The 13,779-nt window shown below is 74.5% G+C and carries 12 protein-coding genes and 1 tRNA gene; 5 read left to right on the top strand and 8 right to left on the bottom strand.

Features of this window, described 5'->3' with window-relative positions; genetic code table 11:
* Positions 1-158 precede the first annotated feature (158 nt).
* Complete coding sequence (locus HCK00_RS05555; RefSeq protein ID WP_168100599.1) at positions 159-1,295, bottom strand: ABC transporter ATP-binding protein; 1,137 nt, start codon at positions 1,293-1,295, stop codon at positions 159-161.
* Positions 1,296-1,716: 421 nt separating this feature from the next.
* Between HCK00_RS05555 and HCK00_RS05550 the strand changes: the two genes are divergently transcribed.
* From HCK00_RS05550 to HCK00_RS05540, 3 genes are all read left to right on the top strand, one after another.
* Positions 1,717-1,789 (top strand) — tRNA-Thr (locus HCK00_RS05550).
* Between the two features lie 292 nt (positions 1,790-2,081).
* Positions 2,082-3,029, top strand: coding sequence for a GlxA family transcriptional regulator (locus tag HCK00_RS05545; RefSeq protein WP_168100720.1), 948 nt, complete (start codon positions 2,082-2,084; stop codon positions 3,027-3,029).
* Positions 3,030-3,063: 34 nt separating this feature from the next.
* Positions 3,064-3,687 carry a DJ-1/PfpI family protein gene (locus HCK00_RS05540; RefSeq protein ID WP_168100598.1) on the top strand — a complete coding sequence of 208 codons (624 nt, stop codon included), beginning with the start codon at positions 3,064-3,066 and terminating at the stop codon, positions 3,685-3,687.
* A 90-nt stretch (positions 3,688-3,777) separates the two neighbouring features.
* Here HCK00_RS05540 and HCK00_RS05535 read toward each other — a convergent pair whose 3' ends face one another.
* From HCK00_RS05535 to HCK00_RS05525, 3 genes are all read right to left on the bottom strand, one after another.
* Positions 3,778-4,416 (bottom strand): GAP family protein, encoded by a 639-nt coding sequence (locus HCK00_RS05535; RefSeq protein ID WP_168100597.1) that lies wholly within the window; start codon positions 4,414-4,416, stop codon positions 3,778-3,780.
* A gap of 403 nt (positions 4,417-4,819) precedes the next feature.
* Complete coding sequence (locus tag HCK00_RS05530; RefSeq protein WP_168100596.1) at positions 4,820-6,580, bottom strand: multicopper oxidase family protein; 1,761 nt, start codon at positions 6,578-6,580, stop codon at positions 4,820-4,822.
* Positions 6,581-6,730: 150 nt separating this feature from the next.
* Positions 6,731-8,440: a glycosyltransferase family 39 protein gene (locus HCK00_RS05525; protein ID WP_168100595.1), complete on the bottom strand. Its 1,710-nt coding sequence runs from the start codon at positions 8,438-8,440 to the stop codon at positions 6,731-6,733.
* 429 nt (positions 8,441-8,869) lie between these two features.
* Between HCK00_RS05525 and HCK00_RS05520 the strand changes: the two genes are divergently transcribed.
* Both HCK00_RS05520 and HCK00_RS05515 read left to right on the top strand, forming a co-directional pair.
* Positions 8,870-9,343: a GNAT family N-acetyltransferase gene (locus tag HCK00_RS05520; RefSeq protein WP_168100594.1), complete on the top strand. Its 474-nt coding sequence runs from the start codon at positions 8,870-8,872 to the stop codon at positions 9,341-9,343.
* Between the two features lie 94 nt (positions 9,344-9,437).
* Entirely contained in the window at positions 9,438-10,250 is an 813-nt protein-coding gene (locus HCK00_RS05515; protein ID WP_168100593.1) for a dioxygenase family protein, read from the top strand.
* A 91-nt stretch (positions 10,251-10,341) separates the two neighbouring features.
* Here the strand turns inward: HCK00_RS05515 and HCK00_RS05510 are convergent, their stop codons facing one another.
* The 4 genes from HCK00_RS05510 to HCK00_RS05490 all read right to left on the bottom strand — a co-directional run bounded on the left by HCK00_RS05510 (position 10,342) and on the right by HCK00_RS05490 (position 13,650).
* Entirely contained in the window at positions 10,342-10,839 is a 498-nt protein-coding gene (locus tag HCK00_RS05510) for a hypothetical protein (RefSeq protein WP_168100592.1), read from the bottom strand.
* Positions 10,840-11,119: 280 nt separating this feature from the next.
* Entirely contained in the window at positions 11,120-11,737 is a 618-nt protein-coding gene (locus tag HCK00_RS05500) for an MBL fold metallo-hydrolase (protein WP_311765175.1), read from the bottom strand.
* A 68-nt stretch (positions 11,738-11,805) separates the two neighbouring features.
* Positions 11,806-12,894, bottom strand: coding sequence for an S-(hydroxymethyl)mycothiol dehydrogenase (locus HCK00_RS05495; RefSeq protein WP_168100590.1), 1,089 nt, complete (start codon positions 12,892-12,894; stop codon positions 11,806-11,808).
* 180 nt (positions 12,895-13,074) lie between these two features.
* Complete coding sequence (locus HCK00_RS05490; RefSeq protein WP_168100589.1) at positions 13,075-13,650, bottom strand: TerD family protein; 576 nt, start codon at positions 13,648-13,650, stop codon at positions 13,075-13,077.
* Between the last annotated feature and the right edge of the window lie 129 nt (positions 13,651-13,779).

The raw sequence follows: 13,779 nt of genomic DNA, 5'->3' as shown, positions 1-13,779 counted from the left end.
AGGCCGGCCGGCGCACCGGCGAACAGGCGCGAGCCGCCGTGAGACGGCGGCGCCGCGCCCCGGTTCGGGACGCGGCGCCGCGTCGGGTCGTGCGATGCCCGGTGTCCGAGGTCCCTGCCGGGCCTCCCGGGCCCGGCAGGCCGGTCGGGCCCGGCGGGTCAGTCGGAGAGACGCTCGCCGGTGGAGGTCGAGAACACGTGGGTCTCGCCCGGGCGCGGGACGACGTGCAGCTCGGTGCCCTTCTCCGGCACCTCGCGGCTGTTGACCCGGACGACCAGGTCCCGGGTCTCGCCGCCGACCTCGACGGTGCCGTAGACGTAGCCGTCGGCGCCCGTCTCCTCGACGACGTTGACCTGGACGGCCAGGCCGGCCGGGGCGTCCGCGGACTCCTTGGCGAGGGTGCGGGCGGCGGCGCCGTTCTGCTCGACGACGTCGAAGTGCTCCGGGCGGACGCCGACGGTGACCGTGCGGTCGCCGCGCTCGGAGGCGGCGCTCAGCGCCTCACGGGAGACGGGCACGACGCTGTTGCCGAACTTGACGCCACCGTCGGTGATCGGCACCTCGACGAGGTTCATGGCCGGGGAGCCGATGAAGCCGGCGACGAAGAGGTTCGCCGGGCGGTCGTACATGTTCCGCGGCGAGTCGACCTGCTGCAGCAGGCCGTCCTTGAGCACCGCGACCCGGTCACCCATGGTCATGGCCTCGACCTGGTCGTGGGTGACGTAGACCGTGGTGATGCCGAGGCGGCGCTGGAGCCCCGCGATCTGGGTGCGGGTGGAGACGCGGAGCTTGGCGTCGAGGTTCGACAGCGGCTCGTCCATGAGGAACACCTGCGGCTCACGCACGATCGCGCGGCCCATCGCCACCCGCTGCCGCTGGCCGCCGGAGAGCGCCTTCGGCTTGCGGCTCAGGTACTCGGTGAGGTCGAGGATCTTCGCCGCGTCCTCGACCTTCTTCCGGATCTCCGTCTTGGGCACACCGGCGATCTTGAGCGCGAAGCCCATGTTGTCGGCGACGGTCATGTGCGGGTAGAGCGCGTAGTTCTGGAACACCATGGCGATGTCCCGGTCCTTCGGCGGGAGGTGCGTGACGTCGCGCTCACCGATGCGTATCGCGCCGCCGTTGACGTCCTCCAGGCCGGCCAGCATCCGCAGGGAGGTGGACTTCCCACAGCCGGAGGGGCCGACGAGCACCAGGAACTCGCCGTCCTGGATCTCGATGTTGAGCTTGTCGACCGCGGGCTTCTCCGAGCCGGGGTAGACGCGCGTGGCGTTGTCGAACGTGACCGTAGCCATGGTGATGTGTCCCCTCACCGGCAGGAACGTGCCGGACGATCCGAGTAAAGGTGGTTGTCCGGCCCGCGGGACGCGGACCGATGGCCTGACGCTAGCCGCACGGAACCGCTTTGTCAGTACCGATCCGGTTGCGATCTCGCCCTCCGGGCGGCGCGGCCCGCGGGCCGGGGACGCCCCTGGGGTCGGGCTGGGCGGAGGTGGGGGAATTGCCCCGCTCCGGAGGGGGCGGGCCCCGCTCTGGGCGAGGGCCGTGCGCCCGCCCTGGACGAGGGCCGTGCGCCCGCCCCGGACGGGGACCGTGTACCCCCGTCGGGCGGCCCACCGGTACCCCGAACCCTGCCCCGGCGCGCCCCCGTCCGGCCGTGGCCGGTGACCCCGCGCCCTGTGTACAGTGGAGCCGCTTCCACGCGCAGCGCGCGTCGCCGACTTAGCTCAGCTGGTAGAGCACCGCTCTTGTAAAGCGAAGGTCGTCGGTTCGAACCCGACAGTCGGCTCTCCCTCTCACCAGCCACAACGCCCCGGGCTCATGATCGCCCGGGGCGTTTGACATCCATTTTTGACGGCAACCCGGGCGGCGAGGCCCTGGTCGGCCCTCCGCCGAGGGGCGGGGGCCATCGCCCCCATCGCCCCCATCGCCCCGTCGATCCGGCCGACCAGCTCGCCCCGGTTCTCGTCGAGTGGCCCGGGGCCGTGGCCTCGCGCGCCGGTGGATGGCGGGAACCGGTGGCAGGAAAGGTGGGGATCTCGGCATTGCTGCCGTCCTCGCCGGTGGCCAGCATGGACGCCATGGAACGGCGCACCGTGCTCATCGTCCTTTTCGACGGCGTACTGAGCCTGGACTTCACCGGACCGCTGGAGGTCTTCGCCGGTGCGGCCGGTGTGGTCCCCGGCGCGTACGACATCCGGACCGGCAGCCTGGACGGCTCACCGGTGCGCACCTCCAGCGGGTTGTCGGTCACGCCGGATCTCGCGCTGACGGGCGCGCCCGTCCCGCACACCCTGATCGTGCCGGGCGGTGAGGGGACCCGGGCGGTGGATCCGGGGCTGGTGGCGTGGCTGCGGGGGCACGCCCCGGCGGCGCGGCGTCTGGTGTCGGTGTGCACCGGGGCCTATGCGCTGGCCGCGGCAGGGCTGCTGGACGGGCGCCGGGTGACGACCCACTGGGCACTGTGGGAAGGGCTGGCCGAGCGGTACCCCGGCGTGGAGGTGGATCCGGACCCCATCTACATCCGCGACGGACCGGTGTCCACGTCCGCCGGCGTGACCAGCGGCATCGACCTCGCGCTCGCCCTCGTGGAGGAGGACCTCGGCCGCGACGTGGCGCTCACGGTCGCCCGCTACCTGGTCGTCTTCCTCCGCCGCCCCGGCGGCCAGCGGCAGTTCAGCGTCCAGCTCGCCGCGCAGAGCGCACAGCGCCGTCCGCTCCGTGACGTCCAGCAGTACATCGCCGAGCACCCGGACGCGGACCTGTCCGTCGGCGCCCTGGCCGCGCGGGCGAACCTCTCGCCCCGCCATTTCGCCCGGGCGTTCCGGGAGGAGATCGGCACCCCGCCCGGGCGGTACGTGGACCAGGTGCGGCTCGAGGCGGCGCGGCGGCTGCTGGAGGACACGGGGGACGGGATCGAGGAGATCTCCCGCGCCTGCGGTTACGGCACACCGGAGGCCATGCGCCGGGCCTTCGTCCGGGACCTGGGGACGGCGCCCGCCGAGTATCGGCGCCGGTTCCGTCCCTGATCACACGTCAGGTACGTCAACGAGAAGGAAACTCATGCAGATCGCGATCCTGCTCTACGAACAGTTCACCGCCCTCGACGCCGTCGGCCCGTACGACACCCTCGCCGGACTGCCGGGTGCCGAGCCGGTGTTCGTGGCCGAGCGGCGCGGCCCGGTGCGCAACGACAGCGGCCGCCTCCGCCTGGTGGCCGAGGCCACGCTGGAGGAGGTGACGCGGCCGGACATCGTGCTGGTGCCCGGCGGCCCCTTCCCGCACGAGCAGCAGAAGAAGCCGGAGGTGCTCGACTGGCTGCGGGCCGTGGACGCCACCACCACCTGGACGGCCTCGGTGTGCACAGGTTCGCTGATCCTCGGCTCGGCCGGACTGCTCACCGGCCGCCGTGCGACCACCCACTGGACCGCCATGGACGGCCTCCGGGCCCTGGGGGTGGAGGTCGTGGACGAGCGGTACGTGTTCGACGGCAAGTACGTCACCGCGGCGGGCGTGTCGGCCGGGATCGACATGGGCCTGGCCCTGGCCGGGCGGATCGCCGGGGACGCCACCGCACAGACCGTGCAGCTGATGCTCCAGTACGACCCCCGGCCGCCCTACGACGCCGGCTCACCGCACAAGGCCCCCGCCGAGCTGACCGCCCGGATGCTCCGGCAGAGTGCCTGAACCGGTCGCGGAAGGCCGTGTCCCACCGCGTCGGGACGGGTTGCCGCCCGTCCCGGCGGTGGCGCGTTCCGGGTGCCGACGGGCCGGGGCTCAGAAGAGGATCAGCAGGATGAAGATCAGGCAGGCGAGGATGTTCACCAGCCAGCTGTGGGTGTTCATCCACGTCCGCAGGGCCGGCGTGGCGGCTTCCGCGTGCCGGTGGAAGAGGAGCCGCCCGAGCAGCGGCAGCGCGGCGATCAGCGTGGTGAGCAGGATGAACGGCACCACGTCGGTGACGTTCCCGTGCCCGTGCCGGATGTGGATGCCGACGGTGAGCATGACCACGAGGTCCGACGGCATCAGCAGGATGACGAGCAGGCCGATCGCGAGCGCTCTGGACGGACCGGCCGACATCAGCGTGCCCAGCCACTTCGGCGGCTCGGCCGTCTTCCGGCCCAGCCAGTTCCGCAGGGCGAGGAGCGCCAGCAGGCCCACGAGGACGTACTCCACGATGTGGCCGGTCGAACCCCGGTCGGACGGTGAACCGAGGTCCACCGCGTTCCCGACGAGCCCGGCGACGCCCAGCATCACCATCACCCCGGCGGTCGTCGCGGCCAGCACACCCGCGAGGAAGGCGAGGGAGACCCGGACCGCCCGGGGCGAGGTCACGAGGATGATCGCCGACATGATCTGTGGCCCCATCATCATCGTGACGGCCAGCGGCAGGATGCGAAGACCGTCCGTGGACATCCGTCATCACCGCGACTTCCCGGCTGCTGGGAGGACTGCGCGGCCCGGCGCGGGCCGGGCGCCCCGCCGCGCACCGGCGGCGCAGACTCCAGCCTGCGCTACGCCCCGGTCGTGGGCACCCTGGTGGGGGCCGGGCGGGTGGCCGCCCCGGCGCGCGGACGGCGGCGCGGGGGTGTCCGCCGGGTGGGCGGTGCCGTGCCGCGGCCCCTGCCGGAGGCGTCCGTCGGCAGGGGCCGCGGGGTCCGCGCGGGCCCGGTGGTCCCGGGCGCCGGCCGGTGGTCCCGGTGGTGTGGTCGGGCCGGGCGTGGGCGTGCCCCGTGGCGGCGGCGCGTGGCGCCCGGTCAGCAGGGGCCCACGCCCCGGATGACGTCCCGGCTGGTGGTGCCGGGCTTGCACCCGCGGGTCAGCGGACCTGGAAGTTCCGCATCATCTCGTGGTCCTCGTGTTCGAGCATGTGGCAGTGCCAGACGTAGGTGCCGCATCTGTCGAAGAAGGCCTTGACCCGGGTGACCCGGCCCGGTGGCGCCTGCACGGTGTCCTTCGGGCCCGTCTCCGTCCCGTCCGGGGGTTCGGGCGGTTCGGTGCGGATGTTCGAGAGCGCGCCACCGGCCGGGTCCTGGTCCGCGGTGAAGGCGGCCCGGCCGAGCACCTGGAAGCTCACCAGGTGGAGGTGGATGGGGTGGGTGTCGGACGTGGTGTTGAAGAACTCCCAGATCTCGGCCGTGTGCGGGCGCGGGGTCTCGGTGACCGGCGCGTCCCACGCCGACGTGCCCCGCTCGACCGTCCCGAGCAGCGGCTTGGGCCGGCCGTACGCGTCCTGGCCCTCGAAGAGCAGGAGCCGGCGGGTCCGGGTCACCGGCCGCGGGACGCGGAACGGCCCGGGGCGCAGGGCGGCCGGCAGCCGCGGTTCGGGCACCCGTGCGTCGTAGGGCCGGGTGACCTGGAACCGGAGCACCTTGTCGGCCGGCGGCAGCACGGGCGTCCCGTCCGGGAATGGGGTCGGGGCGTCGTTGCCGAGGTCGAACGTGGCTCCGGCGCACCCCCGGAAGTCGGCGACGAGGTCGGCCCGTTCACCCGGCGCGAGCACCAGGGGCTCCGTGAGCGGGAGAGGCCGGTGGAGGAACCCGTCGTCCGTGCCGATGAGTGTGACCGGGACCGGCCGGCCGCCGTCCAGGGAGAGACGGTAGAAGCGCGAGTTGGAGCCGTTGAGCAGGCGCAGCCGGTACTGGCGGGGCTCCACCGCGGCGCAGGGCCACGCCCGGCCGTTGACGAGGAGGACCTGGCCGAAGAACTCGGGCCGGATCGACGGCCCGCCCGGCCAGGCAGGGGAGGCCGCGGGCGCGTCCGGGTAGGCGAGCCGGCCGTCGGGGTGGAACATGCGGTCCTGGATGACGAGTTCCCGCTCGTAGCGGGGATCGGGCAGCCGGTGGCAGGTGATGAGCTCGCGTTCCCGCCGGTCGCGGAGGAGGTAGAAGCCCGCCAGGCCCGCGTAGACATTGAGGCGGGTGAGGCCGAGGGTGTGGTCGTGGTACCAGAGGGTGGCGGCCTCCTGGCTGTTGGCGTAGGAGTACCGCGAACCGGAGAAGCGGGGTCCGGTCACGCCGCGTGCCGTGTACCAGGCGTCCGGGTGACCGTCGCTGTCCGCGTCGGTGTGGCCGCCGTGCAGATGCACCACGGCGGGAACGCCGTCCCGCGCGATGGTGTGGGTGGAGTGGGAGAAGGCCTGGTGGAGCGTCGGGTCCACGGGCAGCAGGTGGTGGCGGGGCAGGTGGTTGAGCCAGTTCACCGTGGTGGGCCGGCCGCTGCGGGCGATCAGGGTGGGCCCGGGGAAGGCCACCGCCCCGCCGGGTGGGCCGAAGCCCCAGACGGGTGTCCGCAGGCCCAGTCCGCCCCCGAGGAGATCCCGCACGGCCGGGGCCAGGCGGAGGGCGTGTCTCCCGCCGCGCCGCAGGTCCAGACGGGAGGGGCGGGGCAGCGGGTTGACGAAGCGGGGGACGGCGGCCGGGTCGCCGACCGGCGAGAGGTACTGCGGGTCGTCGACCGGCGGCAGTCCCGTGGGAGGACCGGCCGCCGGCTCCGCGCGGGCGGTGCCGGCGGGTGGCCGGGAAAGGAACAGCGCGCCGCCCGCGAGCGTGCCCGACTGGAGGAATCGCCGTCGGTCCATGGCCGTGCCGCCTCCCTTGGTCCTGGTTCCGCCGCGGGGTTCCCGCGCTACGGAGACGGTCCCGGGGCCCGCCGGACGGACGGAAGACCCGGACGGGTGAGCGAGGGGTACGCCCCCGGCGCGCGGGGCAGATGGGCCGGGCCGGCGGCGTCATCGGACCGACGTGCACCTTGCCCCGGAGCGGACGTGCACCACGAGCCGGGCGCCCGGCAGTTCCTCCACGCGGCAGACACGGAAGTGCGACTTCAGCGTCTCCCGTTTGACGGCCTCCCCGGCGTCCGGGTCGCGGGGCTGCCCCACCGGGTCGGTCAGGGCGATGATCCGGTCGGTGGCGAGCATCCGGCGGCGGATCTCCGCCGGTGGGAGCTCCGTGCCCTGGAGCGTGGCGGAGGCGGCGGGTTCCCGTTCCAGGGCCAGGTCGTCGAGGCGGGCGCGGAGCCGGGGGAAGGACAGCAGCCATTCCCGGCGCCGGGACGGCAGGAACAGCACCGCGTCCCCGGGCGCAGCCGAGGCCCGTACGGCCTCCGCCACGGCCACGGCGTCGTCCTTGCGGCTCTCCGGGGAGCGCAGGGCCAGTGACCACGGGAGCAGGACGGAGATCAGCGCGGCCACGCCGGCGCACACCAGCGCGATCCGGGCGGGACGACGGCCGCTGCCCGGGAGCGGCCGCCCCGGCCCCGCCGGGCCGAGGGCGCGGTCGAGGGAGGCGCCGCACAGCAGGGCGAGACCGGCCGTGGAGTACAGGACGTAGCGGTCGACGTACCAGGGCCGGAGCAGGGAGACCGTCATCAGCAGCACGGGCGGGAGGAGCAGCAGGGGGAGCGCGAGGGCGGCGACCGTCACCGGCCGGCCGGCGCCGGTACGGGGGGCGGTACGGGACGCGGCCGGCGGCCCGGGCTCCGGTGGGGACGAGGTCGAGGGGGCGCGGGGTTCGGGCGGGGCGGCCGGGGCGCCCGGGGCGGAGGGGAGCGCCGGTCCGGGCCGCCCGGCGGGTCCGGGCGGAGCGTCTCCCGGCGCGGGGAGGGGCCGTGCGGGTGCGGTGGTGTCCGGCGCGGGGAGGGGCCGTGCGGGTGCGGTGGCGTTCGGCGAGCGGAGGGCTCGCGCGCAGGCCCAGCCCACGGCGGCCAGCGCGGCGAGGAGCAGCCAGTCGCCGGCCCCCGGCGGCCCCAGCCAGCCGAGTTGCCGTTCCGCCTGCGCGGCGCCCAGCACCACCAGCGGAAGCGTTCCCGCGACGACGGCCGCCGCGGCCGCCGTCCAGCCGCGCCGGGCGGCGGCCGGGGGACGGACGCGCAGCAGCGTCACGCCGTGGGCGAGCAGGGCCAGCGCCGCGAACTGGTGCAGCCAGCAGGCGACGAGCAGGGTGGCCGCGTAACCGGCCCAGGGGGCGGCCCCTCCGCGGTCCAGCGCGTGGAGCAGCAGCCGGGAGCCCCACACCACGGCGGCGCAGACCAGCGCGTAGGAGCGGCCCTCCTGCGCGTAGTGCTGCACCATCGGCAGGACGGCGAACGCCACGCCGGAGAGCGCGGCGGCCCGCGGGCCCGCGAGCCGGAGGGCGATCGACGCGACCCCGGCCGCGGCGAGGGCGGTGGCCAGGACGGACGGCAGCCGCAGGGCGAGCAGGCCGCCCTCCCACGCGCCGAAGACGGCGTGCAGGAGCAGGTAGTACAGGCCGTGGACGGCGTCGATCCCGCCCAGCAGGCGCCACAGGTCCGCGAGTTCGCGGTGGGCCACCTGGTAGGTCACCGACTCGTCCCGCCACATGCTGGTTCCCCGGCGGACGCCCCAGAGGCCGAGGGACAGGGACACGGTGGCGGGGGCGAGGACGGCCGCGGCCCGCAGGCGCCCGGCGGCGGAGCGCACGCCCCCCGGGCCTCGCGCGCCCCCGGGCGCGCGGACCGGGGCCGGGGGCGGCCTCCGCGCCTGCCGGGGCGCCGGGGGCTTCCCCGCGGGAGGCGCCGCGCCGGGGGTGCCGGGGGCCGTGTCGCCGGGGGCGGGGCCCGCGGTGCCGGCCGTTCCGCTGGGAACGGCGGCGGGAACGGCGGCGGGAACGGAGGGCTCCGTGGTGTCCGGTCCGTGGCTGATGGCGGGCTCCCGCGGGGAGGACGTGGGGCTGGACATGAGGCGGTACATGGGACGAGAGGCAGGGCGAGACGTGGGGCGAAGGGCTGCCGACGGGGTAGGACGCCCCGGAGGGCCGCGGGGGTTTCGCGCGGCGCCCCGGCGGTGGTCCGTGACATGGTGCCCGGCCCTGGGCGCGGGGTGTCCGACCCCCGGCGTAGCTTGTCCCCCATGATTCGTACCGCCACGCCGGACGACGTCCCGGCCGTCGTCGCCATGATCCGTGAGCTGGCCGTCTACGAGAAGGCCGGGCACGAGGTCCTCGCCACCGAGGACGACCTCCACCGTGCCCTCTTCGGGGAGCGCCCGGCGGTGTTCGCGCACATCGCGGAGTCAGGTGGCGCGGTGGAGGGGTTCGCGCTGTGGTTCCTCAACTTCTCCACCTGGCAGGGGGTGCACGGCATATACCTGGAGGATCTCTACGTACGCCCCGAGGCGCGCGGCCGGGGGCACGGCCGGGCCCTGCTGGCCGAGCTCGCGCGGATCTGCGTCGAGCGCGGCTACGGCCGCCTGGAGTGGTCCGTGCTCAACTGGAACGCGCCCGCCATCGGCTTCTACGAGTCGCTGGGCGCGCGTCCGCAGGACGAGTGGACGGGCTACCGGCTCACGGGCGCGCCCCTGACCGGGCTGGGGACCGAGCGGTAGGCGAGCCGCGGGCCGGGTGCCGGGGAGCCGCCGTGGTCCACAACCGGGGGAGCGGTGTGCGCGCCTTCGGAGGCGTGTTCTAGATTGCGTGGGCATGGCAGACAACCCCCAACCCCCGTTCCCCCGGCGGGCGGACGCGGGCCGGCACCGGCGTTCCCCGTCGATCAGCCGGCGCCGCATCCTCCTCGGCGGCTCCGCGGCGGCGGCCGCCGCCGGGCTCGGCCTGGCCGGCCTGGCCTCGGCCCGTGGCACCTCCTCCACCGGAAGCGGCAGCGCGACCGGTGAAGGTCTCGGTGTCTGCGCGCTGACCAAGGAGTTCGACCCGGCCCCGTACGCCCTGCCCGGCGCCCCGGTCCGGGGGCGGATCAGCGAGGACCGGCCCGGGTTCCCGGTGCACTACCTGCTCACCGTCGTCGACCAGGCCGTCGGCTGCGCCCCGCTCACCGGCGCGATGGTGGAGCTGTGGCACGCGGACCACCTGGGCGAGTACTCCGGTTTCGTCGGCCGCAACGGCCACCCGGGTGAGGACAACGGCACCTTCTGCCGCGGCGCCGCGACGACCGACGAGAACGGCCAGGTGGAGCTGGTCTCCGTCTGGCCCGGCCACCACCGCTCCCGCGCCGTCCACGCCGGGCTGCGGGTGCACACGGACGTCCGGCGTACCGGCGGCTCGTACACCGGGGGCAGGGTCGCCCACGCGGGGCAGCTCTTCTTCGACCCCGACACCAACGCGCGGGTGCAGGCGGAGGCCCCGTACCGGGAGAACACCACTCCGGAGACGCATCTGTACGACGACCGCGTCTACGACGGCGGCGGCAGCACCTCGGGTCTGCTCACCCTCACCTCGCTGGGCGGCTCCGTCACCGACGGCTTCGCCGCCACGCTCACGCTCGGCGTCAACGGCTGAGCGGGGCCCCGGGCGGGGACGCGTGCGGCCGCGCGCCGGCCCCGGGAGGGCACGATGGCGCCCCGGGTGCCGGCGCGCCGCCGTGCGCCGCTCAGACGCGCGGGTAGCGGGCGAGAAGAGTCCAGATCACCGGGTTCTCGCCGAGGGAGTGGTGCAGGTCCGTGAGGTCGGCGACGAGGTCCTGGAGGAAGTCCCGGGCCTCGCGGCGCAGTTCGCGGTGGCCGAAGGTGAGCGGGGGGTCGCCGGCGTCCTGCCAGTCGGCGCGGACGTCCACCCAGCCGAAGCGCCGCTCGAAGCGCAGCCGCTCCGTGGACTCGGTGAAGTCCAGCTCCGCGTGGTGGCGGTGGTGCGAGCGGCTGCCGCGCGGGTCGCGGTCGAGCTGCTCGACGATGTCGCACAGGGCCCAGGCGAAGTCGAGCACCGGCACCCATCCCCAGGCTGTGGACAACTCCCGGTCCCGCGCCGGGTCGGCGAGGTAGACGTCACCGCAGAACAGATCGTGCCGCAGCTCCCGCGTTCCTGCGGAGCGGTAGTCCGTCTGCGGTGGGTCGGGGAAGCGACGGGAGAGGGAGTAGCCGAGGTCGATCACATGACCGATGCTCCCACGGCGGGCGGGGCCCTCACGGCGAGTGGTCCCCGTGGCGGGCGGTCCCCCGTGGACCGTCCCGCCGGGGGCCGGGGGCCGGGGGCCGGGGGCCGGGGGCCGGGGGCCGGGGGCCGGGGGCCGGGGGCCGGGGGCCGGGAGCCGGGAGCCGGGCGGTCGAGGGCTTCGTGCCCCGGCCCTTGTCCGTCCGGCCCCCGGCCGTCCCGGCCGTCCCGACTATCTCGTCGGTCTCGTCGGTTTCGTCCGTTTCACCCGTCCCGGCGGCTCAGTGGCCACGGGCGATCCACTCCTCCAGGTGCGGCGCCTCCGCGCCGATCGTCGTCATGTCGCCGTGCCCGGTACGGACCACCGTCTCCGGCGGCAGGGTCAGCAGCCGGTCCCGGATCGAGTCGATGATCAGGGGAAACGAGGAGTAGGAGCGTCCGGTGGCGCCCGGCCCGCCCTGGAAGAGGGTGTCGCCGGAGAACACGGTGGCCAGCGAGGGCGCGTACAGGCAGATCGCGCCGGGACTGTGCCCGGGGGTGTGCAGCACGCCCAGGTCCGTGGAGCCCACGGTCAGGGTGTCACCGTCGGCGAGCGGGCCGTCGGGGGCCCGCTCCGGGTGGCGCATGTCCCACAGCACCCGGTCCTCGGGGTGGAGCAGCACCGGCGCTCCGGCGCGCTCCGCCACCTCGGGCGCCGCGTCGATGTGGTCGTCGTGCCCGTGGGTGCTGATCACGCCGAGCAGGCGGCGGTCGCCGACCGCGGCGAGGATCGCCTCGGCGTCGTGCGCCGCGTCGATGACGTACACCTCGCGGTCGTCGCCGACCAGCCAGACGTTGTTGTCCACCTCGAAGGTGGAGCCGTCGAGGGAGAAGGTGCCGGAGGTGACGAGGTGCTCGATCCGGACCTCGCCCGACGGCGCCGCGGCGTCGCCGGACTCCGGTTCCCGCGGGGTGGTGCGGTGATCCGTCACGGGAACACCACCACCGAGCGGAGCACGTCACCGCGGTGCATCTTCTCGAACGCCTCCTCGACGCCGTCCACGCCGATCGTCTCGCTGACGAAGGCGTCGAGATCGAGCCGCCCCTGGAGATAGAGGTCGATCAGCACGGGGAAGTCCCGCTCCGGCAGGCAGTCGCCGTACCAGGAGGACTTGAGGGAGCCGCCGCGCCCGAAGACGTCGAGCAGCGGCAGCTCCAGCCGCATCTCCGGGGTGGGGACCCCGACCAGGACGACCGTGCCGGCCAGGTCCCGGGCGTAGAACGCCTGCCGGTAGGTCTCCGGGCGCCCGACCGCGTCGATGACGACGTCGGCGCCGAAGCCCCCGGTGAGTTCCTGGACGGACTGGACCACGTCGGCGCTGCCGGCCTGGACGGTGTGGGTGGCGCCGAGGCCCCGGGCCTGCTCCAGCTTCCGTTCGTCCAGATCCACGGCGATGATCGTGGTGGCGCCCGCCAGCCGGGCACCGGCGACGGCGGCGTTGCCCACCCCGCCGCAGCCGATGACGGCGACCGAGTCACCGCGCTGCACCTTGCCGGTGTTGAGGGCGGCGCCGAGACCGGCCATCACCCCACAGCCCAGCAGCCCGGCCGCGGCGGCGGAGGCGGCAGGATCCACCTTGGTGCACTGCCCGGCCGCGACCAGCGTCTTCTCGGCGAAGGAGCCGATGCCGAGAGCCGGGGTCAGCGGGGTGCCGTCGGCCAGCGTCATCGGTTGGCTCGCGTTGTGCGTGGCGAAGCAGTACCAGGGGCGGCCCCGTTTGCAGGAGCGGCAGGTGCCGCACACCGCGCGCCAGTTGAGCACCACGAAATCGCCCGGTGCCACATCCGTCACGTCCGGCCCGACGGACTCGACCGTTCCGGCCGCCTCGTGGCCGAGGAGGAACGGGAACTCGTCGTTGATGCCGCCGTCGCGGTAGTGCAGATCGGTGTGGCAGACGCCGCACGCCTGGATCCGCACCACGGCCTCGCCGGGGCCCGGGTCCGGCACGATGATCGTCTCGACCTGTACCGGTTCGCCTTTCGCGCGCGCCACCACGCCGCGTACTTCCTGAGCCATGTGCCCGCCTCTTTCCGGCCTGTCCCGGCCTGTTCCGGCCGTCCGGCCGGGTGTGTCCACCACTCGTACCCGGTGGACGGGGAATCCAAAGTCCGCAGGCCGGACGGGCCGCGCCCGGCGCGGCGCGCGGGAGGCGCGCGCCGCGCCGGGCAGGGGCTCCCGGGCCGGAGGGGGCCGGAATCAGACGTTGACGCCGAAGTCCTGCGCGATCCCGGTGAGGCCGGAGGCGTAGCCCTGGCCGACGGCGCGGAACTTCCACTCCGCGCCGTTCCGGTACAGCTCGCCGAAGACCATGGCGGTCTCCGTCGCGGCGTCCTCGCTCAGGTCGTAACGGGCGATCTCGCTGCCCCCGTCCTGGTTGACCACCCGGATGTAGGCGTTGCGCACCTGGCCGAAGTTCTGGCTGCGCGCCTCGGCGTCGTAGACGGAGACCGGGAAGACGATCTTCTCCACCTCGGCGGGCAGGCCCGCGAGGTTGACCTGGATCTGCTCGTCGTCACCCTCGCCCTCACCGGTGCGGTTGTCACCGGTGTGGACGATCGTCTGGTCCGGCGTGGCCTTGTTGTTGAAGAACACGAAGTGGCCCTCCGACACGACCCGGCCGGAGGCGTTGACGGCGATGGCGCTGGCGTCGAGGTCGAAGTCGGTGCCGGTGGTGGTACGGACGTCCCAGCCGAGGCCCACGGTCACGGCGGTCAGGCCCGGTGCCTCCTTGGTGAGCGAGATGTTGCCGCCCTTGGACAGGCTCACAGCCATGGGAAGTCCCTTCGGTTTGCGTCTGATGCGCGTCTGATCTGCATGGATGTGCGGATGTGCGTCGGAGCTCGGTGACGGTCCGGGCCCAGGGTGCGGGCCGGTGTCATCCTCCACAACGCCGGTGGCCGC

It is taken from the genome of Streptomyces zingiberis (genome assembly GCF_012034935.1).
Lineage (GTDB): Bacteria > Actinomycetota > Actinomycetes > Streptomycetales > Streptomycetaceae > Streptomyces > Streptomyces zingiberis.
This window is presented reverse-complemented; position numbering and strand designations above follow the sequence as displayed.